The sequence below is a fragment of the Parachlamydia sp. genome (assembly GCF_050255895.1).
Taxonomy (GTDB): domain Bacteria; phylum Chlamydiota; class Chlamydiia; order Chlamydiales; family Parachlamydiaceae; genus Parachlamydia; species Parachlamydia acanthamoebae.
Genome location: NZ_JBFWIR010000038.1, coordinates 1 through 16,929 on the forward strand (window position 1 = coordinate 1; position 16,929 = coordinate 16,929).

15 protein-coding genes are annotated in these 16,929 nt (G+C 39.3%); 7 read left to right on the forward strand and 8 right to left on the reverse strand.

The features are described 5' to 3' along the window. Nucleotides 1–20 precede the first annotated feature (20 nt). Entirely contained in the window at nt 21–1,307 is a 1,287-nt protein-coding gene (gene serS / locus AB7E63_RS07920; protein WP_013925441.1) for a serine--tRNA ligase, read from the reverse strand. Between the two features lie 167 nt (nt 1,308–1,474). Here serS and AB7E63_RS07925 point away from each other — a divergent pair, with 167 nt between their 5' ends. Then, nucleotides 1,475–1,774, forward strand: coding sequence for a hypothetical protein (locus AB7E63_RS07925; protein ID WP_059359616.1), 300 nt, complete (start codon nt 1,475–1,477; stop codon nt 1,772–1,774). Between the two features lie 17 nt (nt 1,775–1,791). Here AB7E63_RS07925 and AB7E63_RS07930 read toward each other — a convergent pair whose 3' ends face one another. The 4 genes from AB7E63_RS07930 to AB7E63_RS07945 are packed head-to-tail and all read right to left on the reverse strand — an operon-like array spanning nt 1,792 to nt 6,297. Beyond that, nucleotides 1,792–2,937: an acyl-CoA dehydrogenase family protein gene (locus AB7E63_RS07930; protein WP_006342163.1), complete on the reverse strand. Its 1,146-nt coding sequence runs from the start codon at nt 2,935–2,937 to the stop codon at nt 1,792–1,794. A gap of 12 nt (nt 2,938–2,949) precedes the next feature. Beyond that, entirely contained in the window at nt 2,950–4,185 is a 1,236-nt protein-coding gene (locus AB7E63_RS07935) for a thiolase C-terminal domain-containing protein (protein ID WP_006342164.1), read from the reverse strand. 9 nt (nt 4,186–4,194) lie between these two features. Next, nucleotides 4,195–5,529, reverse strand: coding sequence for a 3-hydroxyacyl-CoA dehydrogenase family protein (locus AB7E63_RS07940; protein ID WP_284452878.1), 1,335 nt, complete (start codon nt 5,527–5,529; stop codon nt 4,195–4,197). A 9-nt stretch (nt 5,530–5,538) separates the two neighbouring features. Continuing rightward, on the reverse strand, nt 5,539–6,297 hold the full coding sequence (locus tag AB7E63_RS07945; RefSeq protein ID WP_006342166.1) for an enoyl-CoA hydratase/isomerase family protein: 759 nt from the start codon (nt 6,295–6,297) through the stop codon (nt 5,539–5,541). A gap of 148 nt (nt 6,298–6,445) precedes the next feature. On the opposite strand from AB7E63_RS07945, the gene prpB reads away from it, so the two are divergent. The 4 genes from prpB (at nt 6,446) to AB7E63_RS07965 (ending at nt 11,332) form a co-directional block, all read left to right on the forward strand. Beyond that, nucleotides 6,446–7,312 carry a methylisocitrate lyase gene (prpB, locus tag AB7E63_RS07950; protein WP_284452877.1) on the forward strand — a complete coding sequence of 289 codons (867 nt, stop codon included), beginning with the start codon at nt 6,446–6,448 and terminating at the stop codon, nt 7,310–7,312. Nucleotides 7,313–7,321: 9 nt separating this feature from the next. Further along, entirely contained in the window at nt 7,322–8,455 is a 1,134-nt protein-coding gene (prpC, locus tag AB7E63_RS07955) for a bifunctional 2-methylcitrate synthase/citrate synthase (protein ID WP_284452876.1), read from the forward strand. Between the two features lie 43 nt (nt 8,456–8,498). Continuing rightward, nucleotides 8,499–9,890 carry a bifunctional 2-methylcitrate dehydratase/aconitate hydratase gene (locus AB7E63_RS07960; protein WP_284452875.1) on the forward strand — a complete coding sequence of 464 codons (1,392 nt, stop codon included), beginning with the start codon at nt 8,499–8,501 and terminating at the stop codon, nt 9,888–9,890. A 92-nt stretch (nt 9,891–9,982) separates the two neighbouring features. Then, nucleotides 9,983–11,332 carry a hypothetical protein gene (locus tag AB7E63_RS07965; RefSeq protein ID WP_428419143.1) on the forward strand — a complete coding sequence of 450 codons (1,350 nt, stop codon included), beginning with the start codon at nt 9,983–9,985 and terminating at the stop codon, nt 11,330–11,332. A gap of 81 nt (nt 11,333–11,413) precedes the next feature. Here the strand turns inward: AB7E63_RS07965 and AB7E63_RS07970 are convergent, their stop codons facing one another. Then, nucleotides 11,414–12,127 carry a hypothetical protein gene (locus AB7E63_RS07970; protein WP_284452873.1) on the reverse strand — a complete coding sequence of 238 codons (714 nt, stop codon included), beginning with the start codon at nt 12,125–12,127 and terminating at the stop codon, nt 11,414–11,416. 209 nt (nt 12,128–12,336) lie between these two features. Between AB7E63_RS07970 and AB7E63_RS07975 the strand changes: the two genes are divergently transcribed. Beyond that, complete coding sequence (locus AB7E63_RS07975; protein ID WP_006342172.1) at nt 12,337–12,906, forward strand: hypothetical protein; 570 nt, start codon at nt 12,337–12,339, stop codon at nt 12,904–12,906. Here the strand turns inward: AB7E63_RS07975 and AB7E63_RS07980 are convergent. Then, nucleotides 12,887–13,645: a ComF family protein gene (locus AB7E63_RS07980; protein WP_006342173.1), complete on the reverse strand. Its 759-nt coding sequence runs from the start codon at nt 13,643–13,645 to the stop codon at nt 12,887–12,889. The genes AB7E63_RS07975 and AB7E63_RS07980 overlap by 20 nt on opposite strands. A gap of 5 nt (nt 13,646–13,650) precedes the next feature. After that, nucleotides 13,651–14,634: a hypothetical protein gene (locus AB7E63_RS07985; protein ID WP_284452872.1), complete on the reverse strand. Its 984-nt coding sequence runs from the start codon at nt 14,632–14,634 to the stop codon at nt 13,651–13,653. A gap of 257 nt (nt 14,635–14,891) precedes the next feature. On the opposite strand from AB7E63_RS07985, the gene AB7E63_RS07990 reads away from it, so the two are divergent. Continuing rightward, entirely contained in the window at nt 14,892–16,928 is a 2,037-nt protein-coding gene (locus AB7E63_RS07990) for a hypothetical protein (protein WP_284452871.1), read from the forward strand. The last annotated feature ends 1 nt before the right edge of the window (nt 16,929 follow it).

The following is a 16,929-nucleotide window of genomic DNA, read 5'->3' on the forward strand; positions in this document are numbered from 1 at the left end:
AGGCTGTTCGAGAATTATCCTTAAGCAGTCGGTGTAAGTCGGTTAATACCACCCAAATACTTTTGAAGTACAGGAGGAATTAAAACAGATCCATCAGGCTGTTGATTATTTTCTAACAGAGCGACCATTAAACGGGAAGTCGCAAGACCTGATCCATTTAATGTATGCACCAATTCGGGTTTTTCCCCTTTCTTTCTGAAACGAATCTGCGAACGTCTGGATTGGTAATCCGTGCAATTTGAAACAGAGGACACTTCATAATAACGATCTTGTCCTGGCAACCACACCTCAATATCCACCGTGCGAGCAGAAGCAAAAGACATATCCCCTGTGACTAAAAGCATATTGCGATAATGCAGATCTAATCCCTGCAAAATCTCCTCCGCACTCGCCATCATTTGATCAAAAAGCTTCATGCTTTCTTCAGGCTTGCTAAAGCAAAACATTTCCACTTTATTGAATTGGTGCATGCGGATAAGACCTCTCTCTTGCGAACCTGCCGCTCCTGCTTCTCGTCTAAAACATGGAGTATATGCAATATACTTCAAGGGAAGGTGATCCGTTTCTAAAATTTCATCGTAATGCAATCCGTTTAAAGGGACTTCAGCTGTTGGAATCAAATATAAATGATAATCAGGATCATTAATTTTGAATTGCTGATTTTCAAATTTAGGAAGTTGGCCAGAGCCAAATAAAATCTCTTTTCTAACCAAAATAGGCGGAATCCATTGCTCAAAGCCATTCTTGATATGAATTTCGATCATGTAGTTCAATAAAGCCCATTCCAAACGAGCTCCCATTCCTCTGTAAACAGGCCAGCCTGTTCCGGAAATTTTGGCACCACGTTTAAAATCAAATAATTCCAACCGCTCGTTTAGCTCTACATGGTTTTTAAAAGGAAAATCAAAGACGGGTCTTTGTTTGAATTCCTTAATCATCACATTGTCTTTTGGAGAGTCGGAAACAGGAATATCATCCATCGGCAAATTTGGAATTGTCGAAAGCAATTGGATGAGCTCTTCTTCCAAAGGGGCTAACGCATGATCTAAGCTGTGAATTTCATCGCCAAAACTCGAAACTTTTTCTAAAAGAGCACTTGCATCTTCCCCACGTCGTTTTAAAGCCCCAATTTGATCGGACAAGACGTTTCTTTCGGATTTTAACTGCTCAACTTTTGTTTTAATTTCACGTGACTGACGATCTAAAACTAAAATGGCGTCGATTACACTCTCAGAAGATGGCTCTTTTGTTTTAACTTTCGCTTTTATAGCTTCTGGATTTTGACGAATAAGCTTGATATCGAGCATAGAAAAACATCCTTTTTGAAACATTAAATCCCGATTATAAAAGGAAAAAAGGTTAAAAAGCAAACTCCGTCAGGAAATTTTGTTGCAATTCGATTGAAGGAAAAAAGACATTTTTACTAAATTAAAAAGCAAATATTAAGATATATAATCAGATTGCCAGAGGTTTTATGAAAAAGTTTGGGTTGCTCTTTATCTTGTTTAACATGCTGGCACATTTCATTTGTGCAGAGGATAAAATTTACGTTGACCCTGATCAAGTAATCTTTGAAAAAAATGGTTTATTTATCTCGGTTGAAGGATCGATCTTACCGATTAATCAGCTGAATCACGATGAAGAAGGGTTTTATTTTTGCCCCGAAGAGATTAATTCTATTCAAAGCCCAAAAGAATGGGCTTGTTTAGTATGTGGGCATGACAATTGGTTTTGGAAAAAGCGTTGCGCAGAGTGCAATCACCGACCTCAGTAAAGCATGATCTCCAGCCCTTATTGATCAATTAAAGCTTCCTTTAAAATAGACCTTGAAATTACCAACCGTTGAATTTCACTTGTCCCCTCATACAATGTCGTCGCACGTGCATCGCGAAAATATCTTTCTAAAGGATAATCTTTGATATAGCCATATCCTCCAAAAATTTGCATAGCCTCAGAAGCAATTTCATTGGCAATTTCCGAAGCGTATAATTTAGCTTCAGAGGCAGCGAGTGTGTAGGAAATGCCCTGTACCCTTTGCCAGCAGGCTTTGCTCAATAACAATTTAGCCGCACTGAGTTTAACATGCATGTCGGCTAGCTCGAAAGCAATCGCCTGATTCTCACAGATCTTTTTTCCAAATTGCTCCCGCACCTGACTATAATGAAGAGCTGCTTCATAGGATGCTTCTGCTATCCCAATGGCCTGTGCCGCAACGCCGATCCTCCCACTGTCCAAACTCCCCAAGGCAATTTTCAAGCCTTCACCCAATTTTCCTAAAAGCTGGTTTCTGTGGACACGACATTTGTCAAAAGAGAGACCTACTAAGTTGGCGGTTAACAAGCCTAGCTTTTGTTCTGTTTTAGAAACTTCCATCCCGGGTGTTCCTCGCTCTATTAAAAAAGCACTGATTCCCTCTGTTGTTTTAGCAAAAACAATGAGAACTCCGGATAGATCTCCATTTGTGATTAAACGTTTGCTTCCGTTAATCCAAAAGTAATCGGAATTGTTCAGATCGACTTCTGCTCGCGTTTGGATATTTTTAGGATCGCTTCCTGCCTGTTCTTCCGTTAAAGCAAAAGAAGCTGGCACGCTTTCGCCTTGCTTAATGGCCGAGAGATACTTGGCTTGTTGCTGTTTGGATCCATACCACTCGATGGCTTCCGCAACCATATTGGTCACAGCCATTGTCACACCAATCCCTGCATCCACCTTTGAGATCTCTTTTAACGCAATGGCTAACCGAAAAGGATCCCGCTTTTTTTCTGCGAGCATAAGCCCTAGTGTAAAAAAACCTTTTTGTCCCATTTTTTCAAAAAGCCTTTGCCTAACAAAAAGATCCTCTTCTAGAAGACGCACATTTTCAGCAATTTCTTCTTTGGCAAACTTTTGACATTCCATTTTCAAGGCTATTTGCTCGGCTGTGTAACCAAACTCCATCTTTCCCTCGCTTTAACGTGTGCTTTTGACAATGACGCATGTCACGGTTTTATCATTTCCTCCCATGCTAATTAGCATGCCATAAGGGGATTTAGGCTGAATTTGAAAAGCCGCTTTTTGCGTTAGTTGATGGAGTAGATCAACTAATTGTCTCACCCCTGTCGCACCTGTTGGATGTCCAAAACCACTCAACCCTCCAGAAAGGTTTGTAGGAATTTTACCGTCTGGGGCTGTATGCCCATCCAAAATAAACTCAGACGCTTTTCCTTGTGGAACCAATCCTAAAGCTTCGAATGCGAGAAGAGCCGTAATAGAAAAACAATCGTGAATTTCTAATACTCCGATCTCCTCTAATCGAATTTCAGCCTGCTCCAAAGCTTTTTGGACAGCCATTTGTGTGGTCGTCAAAACAGTTAAATCACAAGGAGGTTGTGTAATGTCTTCTTCTGCAGCCCCAATCGCCACAATTTCTACAGCATCCTCTTTGGCTATTCCACACTGTTGTAATCCCTCTTCAGATAGAATTACAAGGGAAGAAGCTCCGTCAGTAACTTTTGAGCAGTCATAAAAATTGAGGTGTGGAACAAAGCGTAAAGGATTAGGTGGGGTCATACCTAAAGCCAACAAATCAGGCGAACTATTTTGATATTCCTGAGCTTTGGGATTATGTCGCGCATTTAAAATGGACATTTCATACCACTTCGCCATTCCCTTACGCGCTTGCTCATATCCATACTTTTGATAATAAGCCCCCGCTCGATCGGAAAAAACGCCCGGGAAGAAAAAGGCATGACCAGATTTACGATCTTTGCGATAAAAAGCAGCCCCCGCTAGCACATCTGCTCCATAAACTGCTTTCATCGTATTTTGAGTTTCAAAACCTGCCACAAAGACTGTTTCAGCTAAATCGGAAAGGACGCTTCGCGTTGCAGCAGCAATTGCTCTCCCACCTGTGCCGCATGCCCCCTCAACGCCAGTACAAGGCTTTCCTCTTAAACTTGAAATCATGAAAGGAAGGAACCCAGGAAGATTCGCCTGATTTAAAAATCTACCCGACATAAAGCTTCCGATCACTCCTTCATCAAAGACCGGATTTGGCACTTGTGAGCATGTTCCATCGCCCGTTTCTTTTAAATATTCATCGAATGGACGCATCTCTTTTTCAGGATTAAATTCTTTTCGTCCAGAACCAAAATACACGGTGTTGTATCCGGCAGCAGCGAATATTTTTTTTCTAAAAGTACTCATGAGGCTTCCTTAATGTTTCTGAGTAATCGAAATGTCTGAAACTCCATACAAGTGAAAAAAACCAAGCTCTAAAACTTGCGTGACATCTTCGATTTTATTTGCCACCCCCCTCTCTACCAAACCATTGGCAATCTTTTGAGAGTGTTTTAAAAAGCGCTTCGCTTGCTCTGCTCCCCATGTTTCAGAAAGAAATAATTTATAAAAATAATCGACGATTTTTTTGTGCCTTTTAGGATCTTTTTGCAAAGACTTCCATGTGAGTTGCTCGCTAAATGGTCCTCCCATTTTAGCTGCGCATTTTACAGATATCTCCTGCACATTGACATACTTTTTCTCTTTTCCTGCATAAATGCTTTTCCTTTGCATTCCATCGTATGAGAAAAAACCATTCTTTTGTGTACCATCCGGGCCTTGTCCTCCTTTTAATCCTAATCCGATCATTTGTTTAAGCAGAGGAACATGCAAAGACTCTTTCAAATGCTTTTCCATGATGGTTGCAATTTGATGACAAATATCAATTCCCACATAATCGACAAGTTGAAAAATGCCCATGGGTCTAAGTAAGTAGGCTTGTGTAAGGGTATCCAACAGATAGATGGCTTCAACCTGAGGCATTTCTTGAGACCATTCTTCAATCAACTGACTGGCAAAATGCAATTCTCGAATAAAATGTCCATTTCCAATAAATCCTGCGACATCATGCGAAGGGATCCCTATTTTTTTTAATCTTTCAATTAATGTGTGAGCAAGAGTACGATCCTCTACCGATACGGAAGATGGGATAATAATTTCGACCAGCTTTTGGACTGCAGGAGGGTTATAGAAGTGAAAGCCAATTAATTTTCCTTCCAAACCCGATTTTTCTGCGAGATAAGAGATGGGAATAGAGGATGTGTTGGTTAAAAAAAGAGTTTCGGGTTCTCCTTTGTGCTTTAAACGCTTCAACAATTCTATTTTGGCATGTTCATTCTCAAAAATGGCTTCAAATATTAGAGTCGATCCCTGGACTTTATTCACCTCTGTTTCAAAACTCAACAGATCCAAGGCTTCATCAACGAAAGCGTCGATGATTTGATGATTGCTGACTAAATGCGTATTATCTTTGTAACTATCCCGTAAAGAAATGATGTGGCTTTCTGCAAATTTTTTGAGATGATGTTTCAAATAATGACGCAATTCCACAAATCCATTTGCATTGCTATCGATTAAACGAAGTTGATAATGCTGGTTTTTTTTCAACTTGAGCATCGCCATTTCTTGTGCAAGCACGAGCGCAATCCCCCGCCCCATTTTACCTACAGCACCTACGACAGAAACATTCTGCAATTTTTCTTCTAAATGCATACTCCCCACTTATTTCTTTTTGTTCACAAAAGCACTCATTTTTTCTTTTCTTTCTGGTGTCGCAAAAGCTACTGCACACATGTTTTTTTCTAGTTCTAAGGCCTCGAGCAATCCCATGGAGCTGCCACAATTAATCGCCGCTTTCGCTTGCATAACCGCAAAAGGGGGCTGTGACGCAACCGTCTGAGCTGTTAATAAACACTCTGAAAGTAGTTTCTCTTTTTCGACAACATGATTGACTAAACCGATTTGGTGGGCGACAGTAGCATTAATCATTTTTCCTGATAGAATGAGTTCCTTGGCTCGTCGGGTTCCAACTGCACGTGACAATCTTTGTGTTCCTCCAAATCCTGGGATAATTCCTAGAGAGACTTCCGGTAATCCAAGTTTTGCATTTTCACTCGCATAAATAAAATCACAGGCGAGTGCCATTTCTAACCCTCCACCCAATGCATAACCATTCACAGCGGCTAAAGTTAAATAAGGAGCTTGCTCAAGCATCAAAGCCACACTTTGCCCTAGTTCACAAAAAGCTTTCATTCCCAGATGATCCATGGGCAGCATTTCTTTGATATCAGCTCCTGCTATAAACGCTTTGTCTCCTTCGCCCGTTAAAATCAGGGCCCGAATATTTTCGGGAGAAGCTTCCTCATGTAAAACATGAAGAATGGCATATAAGGTTTCTTGGTTCAATGCATTTAAAGCTTCTGGTCTTGCAATTGTTAGAATCCCAACATTGGCATGTTTTTCAAATTTGACTAATTCCATTGGTTCGTCTCCTGTTCATATTCAAGGTAACTTAAACCACCCCCTTACGCAAATCATTTATTTACATGAAACACGGTTTTTTAAACAAATTCTTGAATATAAATGGCAAAATTCCCATAACCAAAATAAAACTTTAATTGAGTGTGCAATGGATAGTCCTGGTATGAAATTCAGACAAGCATTGGCCGAAGAATCTCCTCTTCAAATTCTTGGAGTGGCCAATGCCTATATCGCTTTAATGGCTAAGCAAGTCGGATTTAAAGCTTTATATCTTTCGGGAGCAGGTGTAGCAAATTCCATCTATGGCTTGCCCGATCTAGCACTAACAACTTTGGATAATGTTGTTGATGAAGTGGATCGATTAACGGATGCGGTGGATTTACCCTTGCTCGTGGATATAGATACAGGCTGGGGACATTCCTTGATGATCGAACGCACGATTAAAAGGATGATCAAAATGGGTGCCGCAGCTGTACACATTGAAGATCAAATTCCCGAAAAAAGGTGCGGACATCGATCAGGAAAATCTTTGGTCTCAAAAAAAATCATGGCCGATCGAATTAAAGCGGCTTTGAACGCAAAAACGGATCCTTATTTTGTGGTGATGGCGCGGACTGACGCAATCGCCGTAGAAGGCCTTGTACCCGCTCTTGATCGCTGTGTCGCCTATGTTGAAGCTGGAGCCGAAATGTTATTTGTAGAAGCTGCTACCACACTTGAAGAATACCGCATGTTTAAAGAAGTTTGCACTGTTCCCATTCTTGCAAACTTAACGGAGTTTGGTAAAACCCCTTCTTTTGATTTAAGTGAACTTGCTCAAGTAGGTATTGACATGGCGCTTTATCCCTTATCTGTTAATCGTGCCATGAATGCAGCGGCGTTAAATGTGATGAGAGATATCAAGAAAAATGGTTCACAAAAACAATCCATTCCTCTCATGCAGACACGTCAAGAACTTTACAAATTCCTCAATTACGAACAGGCTGAACAGGCAATTAACCCACTCTCAACTTAAAGGTTTTTGATGTCTACAAATGCACAAGAAAAGAAAAAAGTAGGCGGATTAGCAGGCATTGTTGCAGGCGACTCCGCTATTTGCCTTTGCTCGGCAGAGGATGCAAGTCTTCTTTATCGGGGCTATTCCATTCAAGATCTGGCTGATAAAACGACCTTCGAGGAGGTCGCGTGGCTTTTACTTCGAGGATCTCTTCCGAACGGAGAAGAATTAAAAGCTTATAAGGCTAAGCTAAAAAAAATGCGCACGCTTCCTGAATCGCTGAAAGAAGTTTTACAACGCATTCCACCCCAAACGCACATGATGGATGTTTTACGAACTGGCTGTTCGTTTTTGGGAAATATTGAACCAGAGACTCCCCTCACAGAAAAATATGCAATCGCGGATCGTTTACTGGCAAGTTTTGGTTCCATGCTAGCCTATTGGGATCATTATCAAAAAACAAAACAATCTCGCTCTTTAGACACACAAGAGGAAAGTTTAGCGGGTCACATTCTGCATTTAATCCAAGGGAAAAAACCCAGTGAAATGCAACGCCGCTGCTTAGATGTTTCTTTGATTCTTTATGCAGAACACGAATTTAATGCGTCAACTTTCACTGTACGAACAATTGCAAGTACGCTTTCAGACTTTTATTCAGCTATCTGTGGAGGCATTGGAGCGCTTAGAGGCCCCCTGCATGGAGGAGCGAATGAGTGGGCGATGGCACTTATTTCACAATTTAATATACCTGATGAAGCCGAAGAAGAAATTCTTAACATGTTGCATAATAAGCAACTGGTCATGGGCTTCGGACATCGCGTATACACCACATCAGATCCTCGTTCTAACATCATTAAACGCTGGGCAAAAGAACTCAGCCAAGAAGCGGGAGACACCAAAATTTTTCCTATCGCAGAACGGATAGAGCAAGTGATGTGGAGGGAGAAAAAACTCTTTCCTAATTTAGATTTTTACAGTGCAGTGGCTTATCATTTTTGTGAAATTCCTACTCCCATGTTTACTCCCCTCTTCGTCATGTCTAGGATATCCGGGTGGTCCGCACACTTAATGGAACAACGCATTGCCAACAAACTGATACGCCCAATCAGCAATTACATTGGCCCCACATTGCAGCCTTTCAAACCTATTTCAGAACGTTAATCAAATGGGGAGATCGCCATCTCCCCTGCTTATGGTGTTGGATATGGATCAAGTTTTTGCTGATATCGCCGAATATGTCTTAACTTATACAAATCCTTCCGAAGAAGCGTTTACAAATGCACGCCTCAGTTTGGCAGACACGCTGGGATGCGGAATACTAGCTTTAAATTTTCCAGAATGTACAAAACTTTTAGGCCCTGTCGTTCCAAATACAGTTGTTCCACACGGCAGTCGAGTCCCTGGAACGCCCCATGTTCTCGATCCGATCCGAGCTGCCTTTAACATTGGAACCATGATCCGTTGGCTTGATTTTAACGACACATGGTTAGCCGCAGAATGGGGACATCCATCAGATAACCTCGGAGCTCTTCTCTCCGTTATTGATTATGTTTCGCAAAAACAAGCTCCTCTTAAAGTCAAAGACTTACTACTCGCACTGATTAAAGCTTATGAAATTCAAGGGGTTTTAGCCTTAAATACAAGCTTCAATCGCATTGGATTTGACCATGTCATTTTAGTAAAAATAGCCTCTGCCGCTGTCGCAGCCGGCCTCTTAGGAGCTAACCATGCACAACTGTGTTCTGCCATTTCTAATGCGTGGATCGATGCAGGCCCTTTAAGAACATATCGACATGCTCCAAATACGGGATCACGTAAATCATGGGCTGCTGGCGATGCAACAAGTCGTGGTGTTCAATTTGCTTGGATAGCTCTACAAGGGGAAATGGGCTATCCTCTCGGTTTATCTGCAAAAAAATGGGGTGTATCCGATGTTCTTTTTGGTGGGAAGCCTATCCAACTTGAACGACCACTCGGATGTTACGTCATGGAAAATGTGCTGTTTAAAATTGCTTTTCCTGCTGAATTCCATGCGCAAACGGCAATAGAATGTGCATTCCAATTACATCCGCTCATTCAAAATCGTTTAGACGAAATCGACAAAATCATTATTTTAACACATGAATCGGCGATCCGTATTATTGATAAAAAGGGTCCTTTGCATAATCCTGCGGATCGAGATCACTGTCTACAATATATGGTGGCAATTGGATTGCTTTTTGGTAAATTACAAGCCGAAGATTATGAAGGCGAGACCGCCAAAGATCCACGTATCGATTTTCTACGAAACAAAATGATTGTCAAAGAAAATCCTGAATATTCCAGGGATTACCTTGATCCAGAAAAACGTTCGATTGCAAACGCTATGCAAATTACATTTACGAATGGAGAAATAACGCCCCTTATTGAAATCGAATATCCTTTGGGACATCGTCGTCGTCGATTTGAGGGATTTCCTTTTCTATTCAAAAAATTTCAGCACAATCTGCTCACTCAATTTGATTCTAATCGTGTTACATCTATTTATGAACTCTTCCAGAATCCTTTTCGGCTCGATGAACTTTTAATTCAAGATTTCATCAAACTTTTTATATAATCATAATTTAATATTATTTTTATAAACTTTCTTTTTCTTGATTAATAAACTATTTAAATGTAACTTAAAAAAGTTTATTTAAGGATTTATTAATGACAAAAAAAATTGACATATTAAGTTTGACTCCCTTTTCTCAAACAACTTTTGATGTGGCATTAATCTCTTCAGCCGGTGGAGCAGGTCACAAAATCGCGGCTTTAGCCATCAAGTCTGCCCATCCGGGAGATTGCTATGAGATTAACACTTTTGGAACATTAGGAAAGATTGGAAAAGCCTGCACAAATAGTTGGGACAAAGCCCAAAAGCAAGGAAATGTCAAAAAGCAAATTAAATTAGCTAAACGCCAAGGATTTGCAGAAGCTCTTTTTAGCGTTCCTATTTACTTTCGTATTTGCTACGTTTTGTTACGTTACGACATCGATAAAATTATAGACACGCAAGCCATTGGAACCCGCCCTATCGTTAGAGCAGCTCGAACAGTCAATTTTATCTATCGATTATTTCGAAAAAAAAAAGTCATCACTGTTTGGAAAATCTTTATCGAATTACCCAACGCAAAATCTTTGTACTATCATCGTTACATAAAAAAGCTGAGTAAAAAAGACAAAAAAATTTTCAAATTCATCTCTATTAACCCGTCCCTTAAAACCTCGGAAGAAGAAGAAAATTTCTGGAAAAAATTCTGCAATTTATCCCTCATGAAAGGTGAGATTGTGTATGCAGACTCTCCTATTAGAAAAGAGTTTTTAGCATACAAAGATTGTCCTCCTAAGCCAAACGAATTAGCAATCGCCATAAATACGGAAGAAGAGCTTACGATTTTGCGCTCTCTGCACGACGAATTAGGGCCTTGTATAAACCCGGACTCTCCTCAAAAATTGCTCCATATTCCCGTAAAAAGCGACGATATAGTCATGACTTTAATGCTTGGAAGTCAAGTTGCTGAAAAAGCCACGTTCAACTATGTCTCAAGTGTGCTTAAGTTAGAAGAAATAGCCAAAACAAAAAATAAAAAAATTTACTTTTTCGTTTTTTGCAATAAGCACATCCCTCAACAAGAAACCTTATTTAAAAAAGTTGCAGACCTAATCAAATCTCAACAATGTGAAAATCCACATATTAAAATAATTCCCTTGACCTTTCAAAATGCATCAGAAATTGCCTCTCTGATGTATCGTAGCGACATTGCAATCATTCGAACTGGTGCACAAGCTTCTCACGAAGTAAAAAACGTTGTACAAGGACAAATCCTTATCCATTCAGAAGCAACAAATTCTTCAGGTGATCAAATGGAACTTTTAAAGGGAATTCCTTTGTGGGAAGGGGGAAATGCGCAATTTTTGATAGAAAATCATCAGGCAAAAATCGTTAATCCTGATATTTTAAAAAATCATTTAGAAGACTATCTACTTGAAAGATTTGATGACCATTATTTAGCCTAAAGACTCCTTAACGAGTGCTACAAGAGAGCAACAAGCTCAAAGATTAAGTTATTTTTTTTCATTTGAGCTTGTCACTAAAAATTAGGCCTTCAATGTTCCCGTCCAAGGATTGATACAGTTTATCGTGCAATAAAAAAGATCACCTACAATGCTTGGAGCTTGAAGAGTTCTATACGCTAAATTATTAAGAAACACAAACTTCCCTGCAGTCAAGATTGAAAGGGCTGCAATGGGCACTCCGATAATTCCATCAGCTATTCTCGTTACAACGCAACTAAGAGCTAATAAGGCATAGGTGAGTCTAGAAGCTACATGTCTCTTAAAAAAACTATTTGCATCACAATATTCGCTAGCTTTTTTCCGCAATCGAAAATTGAACGGATCGGATGTGAATCCAAACCCTTCGTTACTAATCATGCATTTTTTGGCCTCAATGGCAAAATTTGCGTGTTTTCCATATTCATTTGAAAGGAAGTGGATTTTAGGATTAATTGCCTGTAAAAAGTTTACATATGGAAAAACTGCCAGTTTGGAAGCGCAAAAAACATGATTAAATGCAAACCGAGTCATTTTTTCATGTTTCCCGACTGTAGCTAAAACTGCTATCCCAATACCTAAACCTATTGTGGTATCAATAACACTTGTCACAATAGAAGAGGGAACCAAAGTTAAGTGTAAACCTCTTGCTAAAACGTGTTTTTTAAAAAAATTTGTGTTCTCAGAGTGTACCCAATTTTTATGAACATAATTTCCAAGAGCATGTGTTGTTGCATGCGTTAAATTTATATAAGGCATAACCTTCCTCGTGCTTATTTTTAATAAGTAAACACAGTATCACACGAACATTAACTAGTAAATAAACACTAAGCTTTTAATTTAAAAAAATATAAACTTTCAACATTAAATACGAGGGTTGAAGGCGACTTAAAAGATAAGAATTTGAGAATTCACTTGTGAAATAACAAAAAAACACTTATTTTTTTTAAGCAAAATAAGGAGTTTTTATGAGTTTGGCTTGGGGTGAAAAGATTTTTTCTAACATATATCCATTGATTAATCCTTTATATAATGAAGAATCAGTCGAAGAGAAGCCTCCCGCGTATGTGATAATATTAAAGAAATCTGTAGGACATGGAGTTGAAAAAAAACTGCAGGAACATTTTACGCCTTCCTTTTTCAGCAAGAACCTCTGTAAAAAAAATAGTTTGTCAGGACGTGTTTCTAGTAAGCTTTTTTCTATCTGCAAAAAACTACACTTAAATAAAGTAGCTAATCGCTTCGATCAAAGCTCAAAGCTATTTTCCATTGTCTTAAAGGCTGAGCAGAGTTGGCTTGGTGCCCTTTTAAATGATTATAGAGACAACCAAAAACGCCCATTCATTGCACAACATCTTGCATGTGTAGTAAAAAGCAAAGATGAAGAAATTTCTAGTGAGGAAGTTCAGCTACGTTTAAATCGGTTAGTGGCATTAACAAATATTTTCTATGAAATTCATGGGAAAGGACATAACTATGTGACAGGAATGGTGCCTCAAACTTATTTTAAGTTAATTTTCAATCGCGCTTCTCCCTGAATCGTGGAGAACCATCGCCTTCATAATCCGTATGACAAAGCGTAAGCCCATACATTTTTGCTGGATATCCCGTTAATAATGTTTCCGCACAACGATTTAATGTGGCGCCTGTAGTGCGAACATCATCGATAATCAAAAGCGTTTTGTCACGAATGATTCCGTTTTCTTGGAGAAAAAAACTTTCCTGTTCTAATGTCATACGTTGTTTCCGGTCTAATGCGGCTTGACTGTAGTCACCGCTCTTTCTTTTTAGAACCTGTGCTACTGGACAGTTGAGAATGTTTCCCAGCGCATTTGCCAGTAAAAAAGCTTGATTGTATCCACGAGATAAATTTCGCATAAAAGATAAAGGGACAGGAATGATCAAATCAGGAATAGGCCACTGCAACTGGAAAAACTGGTAAGCCAAAAAAGCACCAGCGCCCTCTGCTAAATAGGGTTTATTTAAATATTTTAAATGTTTCACTAGAGTTGCCGCAGGACCTTCATAATCAAAAGCCGCGCCGACACCCCGAAATAGAGGGGCATGGAGGGAACATCTTTTGCAAAGGCTCACCCCTGATCGAAAATCATGTTTTGACTCAAAACAATAATGACAGCGTTCAGTGGGATCAATTAGGGAAAGCTGCTCATGGCAGTCATCACAAAACAAACTGCTAGAATTTTGAAGAGAGTCTTCACATTCCAAACAAATGGGGGGATAAATTAAATTTAATCCATTTCCCACCCACTTCTTCATTCCCGCTAGGATTGGAGAGAAAACTCTTCGCCAAAAATAGTGGAGAGCCGATTTTCCATGGCTTGCACAAGCTCTGGATAATATTGGGGATAATTTTCTTTGAACCATAAATCAAACTTAGCCACAATTTTCATAAGATCACTACGATAAACTTCAAGATTTTTCATGTTGTCTGAAGGTGATAGCTTTCCAATATCCAAATGAATCGGATAAACGGTTTCCCCATGCACAAAACCCGTGTTATGCATCACGCCATGATCTCGATCATAAATCCCCTTGGCGTACTCTTGCAAATAAAGATCAAAGATTTGATTTACTCGATCAATCGCAGTTAACACAAATCCTTTGGAAAGCAAAGTGGTCATTTCCTGACGTGTGGTAACAGCTTTCTCTTGGACCACATAGATGATTTCACTTAAGTTAAGCTGATGCGGCAATCCCAATTTGTCCGTAATATGTACAATTTTTCCTGGACAGGTCTCCCGGTTCAAGTGAACATAAAGCAAGCCGCTCTCTTTTCTATGGCAGTCATACGCCAGATTATATCCATTAAATACACTTTCTAATTTTTCAAGTTTTTTAATACGCTCATTCTCACGAATCTCATTTAAAATCCCTACTGGAGGAAGCCATTCTACGAGCCATGAAGGTTTCAAATGTTTAAATTTAAATAATTTCAAAATATATTTACCGTCTTCACTGATGAAGGCAAATGATTGAGCTCCTTTTCCAAGGTATTCAAATTTTTGATCCAAAATTTTGTCTAAATTAGCTTGCTCTTCATGAGATAAGGGCTGATTTTCCCAAGCTGCATGATAAGGAACTTCATGCATATAATTGCCTATCCGGAAATCATCCGTTAAATTGTAATATCCTCTAGCTATACCAAAACATAAGAGTACAAAAAGCGCTGCACTGCCTAGACGTAAATTTTTTTTCATTAGATTCACTACCTGTTGAAAACGAATGTATCGATCTTTATTTGTCATGTTTGATTTATCTATTTGAGGATAAAGAATATAACAGTCCTGCTTCCTCTCAAAATTCAAAACATATCATTGTAATCCTTTCACTATACTTTATCCCTTAAAACAACTCAAGAGTTGGAAAATGGCCTAAATTTTTCACGTAGAAAAACTTTCTTTGCTACTTTATTATATTACTTTACTTTAATCTTAATATTATCTTAACAAACAGGTTATAAACTATAGTTTTTATTATTTTTAATTTCTATTGAGTTTTTTTTATGCAATTAAGTTTTGGTCAAATTTTTGAAGCATTTGATGGCTGTGCAAAATCAACACCTCTCAAAATCAGCACAAAGGAAATCAAGGACAAGCCTTATTACTCTGTTGAAATTTCCCCCAGCTCCTTTTGGACTTTAGGCACTAAACGGAGAAAAATTCATCAGCAAAATGAAGAAACGCTCTCTCATTTTATGAAACTAATCCAAAACACAGCTCATCTCGATGCCCAACCAAAGCTTCTTGAAAAACTTCAAGCTAAATATGACAAAGGGACTAAACTAACTGCCGGGAGAGTTCGGAAAATTTATCGTAAATGTATCGCATCTCATTTAGATGGCCCCCGCCAAGTCGCTTGTTTGGCAAAAAAGGAATCCGATCGTATTATTTTTGATGAGACTTCCACAGCTTACAAAACCCAAAAATCCTGTTTTCGCGCTTTCAGAAAGAAAATAAAAAACGAAAATAGAAACGCGATCTCGAAGTGCTATACATCTTTTGTTGAAGAATGGGGAAAAGAACGAGTAGATCGTACCTTGCAAAGATATCATATAAACATGCGGAACCTTCACGCAAAAGGAAAGCCTTTAACAGCTGGCATGATTAATAAGATCTCGCTCGGCATTGCAGATTCTTATGCAGAAGATCTTTATCTCACTTGGGACAGAGTGAAACAAGTTTGCTTGTATCGTGCCCCATCGGAAATTCTACCACTACGCGAAAAACGGAAATTGGCAGAGCTGTTAGGAACGGATTCAGATGAAGCCTTAAAAAAAATGCTTATAACCCTTTGTGAAGATCATCTAACTAAAGCATACGATGAACTACCCCATGAATTGCATGGATTATTTTCAAAAGCAACCTTACTGAATGCCGATGAACTAGAGCTCATGTTTCAAGGAAAAAGAATTGAAGGGATCATTACAGGATACCCGCCTCTCTCCTCACTATATTTTCACTACCCTAAGGATGTGGAAGATAGGGGGCGTTTGCAGCTCTATCAAACCATTATGACGCTTTCTCAACGTGTGTTTAATGAAAATATCCCAAAAGCAAGTGATGAAATCTATGCGAAGGCACTTCCCAAATTAACCGTTTCCGAAGGAATGTTAGTCCCCTCCCCTTCCGAAATTTCAGATGATAATGGGTCTAACTGGTACCTCATTAAGAAAAGAATTGAGCCAGGAGGCTCTAAAGTCGCCCTCCATTTATCCCAGTTGCACAAAGGTGGAATCCAGCTTCCTGAGATTTTGGCTTACCGCAGTACAACAACAATTCCTACCCAACAAAAATGCATTGAAACAGTCCTTGACGACTCCTGGATGGGTGGACCTGGCTATTTTCCTTCCTATAGATGGAAAGGGATTAAGGAAGAAAACGAGGTATTATTTAGTAATCTCGACATTCCTTTAAAAGTTTTAGGTCATAGCCTCGGTGGAACTCATGCACAGCTTTTTTTGATCAATCGCCTTAAAAAAAGATCTAAGTCGCCTGATAGGCCTGCATTGCCTAATAGAGACATTCATATTATCTCGTTTGATGCACCAGCTACTAGCGTAAAAGACGCAACAGAAGCCGGTAATTACTTGAGCACGAACCCTCGCATTGCCGTCAATTATTTTTTTAGTTATGAAGACTCTATTCCAGGGGCAGGTGGTGCATTTCTTGGATTCGATATGGCAAAAGAAGCAATTAATAAAGTTAGGTGCACGACTCTAGGGACTGCAAATATTGACCATCCTGCTCTGAAGTTACATCCGCATGGCCGTTTCTACTATTTATCTCCGGAAACTTATTACACGGAAATGGCCACTGAAGTTGAAAATTTTAGCAGCCAAGCCTGGAGAGCAAAGGTTGAGCTCATTAGAAAAACCGTTAGCTTTTTTCTATTTCCTCCAGTCTTTGTACTCGGGTATACAAAAAGGTTTTTCGTGGGCAGAACAGGCAAACCAAGTGGAATACGCTTTATTTTTAATAAAATTTTTGGGATTAAGCCGAAGCCCAAAAAGATCAAAAACTATGGGCTTAATTTAGCTTAAG

What these genes read in the sequence shown, in the direction of transcription:
- serS (WP_013925441.1), bottom strand. Translation starts at nt 1,307, where the DNA reads ATGCTCGATATCAAGCTTATTCGTCAAAATCCAGAAGCTATAAAAGCG.
- AB7E63_RS07925 (WP_059359616.1), top strand. Translation starts at nt 1,475, where the DNA reads ATGAAAAAGTTTGGGTTGCTCTTTATCTTGTTTAACATGCTGGCACAT.
- AB7E63_RS07930 (WP_006342163.1), bottom strand. Translation starts at nt 2,937, where the DNA reads ATGGAGTTTGGTTACACAGCCGAGCAAATAGCCTTGAAAATGGAATGT.
- AB7E63_RS07935 (WP_006342164.1), bottom strand. Translation starts at nt 4,185, where the DNA reads ATGAGTACTTTTAGAAAAAAAATATTCGCTGCTGCCGGATACAACACC.
- AB7E63_RS07940 (WP_284452878.1), bottom strand. Translation starts at nt 5,529, where the DNA reads ATGCATTTAGAAGAAAAATTGCAGAATGTTTCTGTCGTAGGTGCTGTA.
- AB7E63_RS07945 (WP_006342166.1), bottom strand. Translation starts at nt 6,297, where the DNA reads ATGGAATTAGTCAAATTTGAAAAACATGCCAATGTTGGGATTCTAACA.
- prpB (WP_284452877.1), top strand. Translation starts at nt 6,446, where the DNA reads ATGGATAGTCCTGGTATGAAATTCAGACAAGCATTGGCCGAAGAATCT.
- prpC (WP_284452876.1), top strand. Translation starts at nt 7,322, where the DNA reads ATGTCTACAAATGCACAAGAAAAGAAAAAAGTAGGCGGATTAGCAGGC.
- AB7E63_RS07960 (WP_284452875.1), top strand. Translation starts at nt 8,499, where the DNA reads ATGGATCAAGTTTTTGCTGATATCGCCGAATATGTCTTAACTTATACA.
- AB7E63_RS07965 (WP_428419143.1), top strand. Translation starts at nt 9,983, where the DNA reads ATGACAAAAAAAATTGACATATTAAGTTTGACTCCCTTTTCTCAAACA.
- AB7E63_RS07970 (WP_284452873.1), bottom strand. Translation starts at nt 12,127, where the DNA reads ATGCCTTATATAAATTTAACGCATGCAACAACACATGCTCTTGGAAAT.
- AB7E63_RS07975 (WP_006342172.1), top strand. Translation starts at nt 12,337, where the DNA reads ATGAGTTTGGCTTGGGGTGAAAAGATTTTTTCTAACATATATCCATTG.
- AB7E63_RS07980 (WP_006342173.1), bottom strand. Translation starts at nt 13,645, where the DNA reads ATGAAGAAGTGGGTGGGAAATGGATTAAATTTAATTTATCCCCCCATT.
- AB7E63_RS07985 (WP_284452872.1), bottom strand. Translation starts at nt 14,634, where the DNA reads ATGACAAATAAAGATCGATACATTCGTTTTCAACAGGTAGTGAATCTA.
- AB7E63_RS07990 (WP_284452871.1), top strand. Translation starts at nt 14,892, where the DNA reads ATGCAATTAAGTTTTGGTCAAATTTTTGAAGCATTTGATGGCTGTGCA.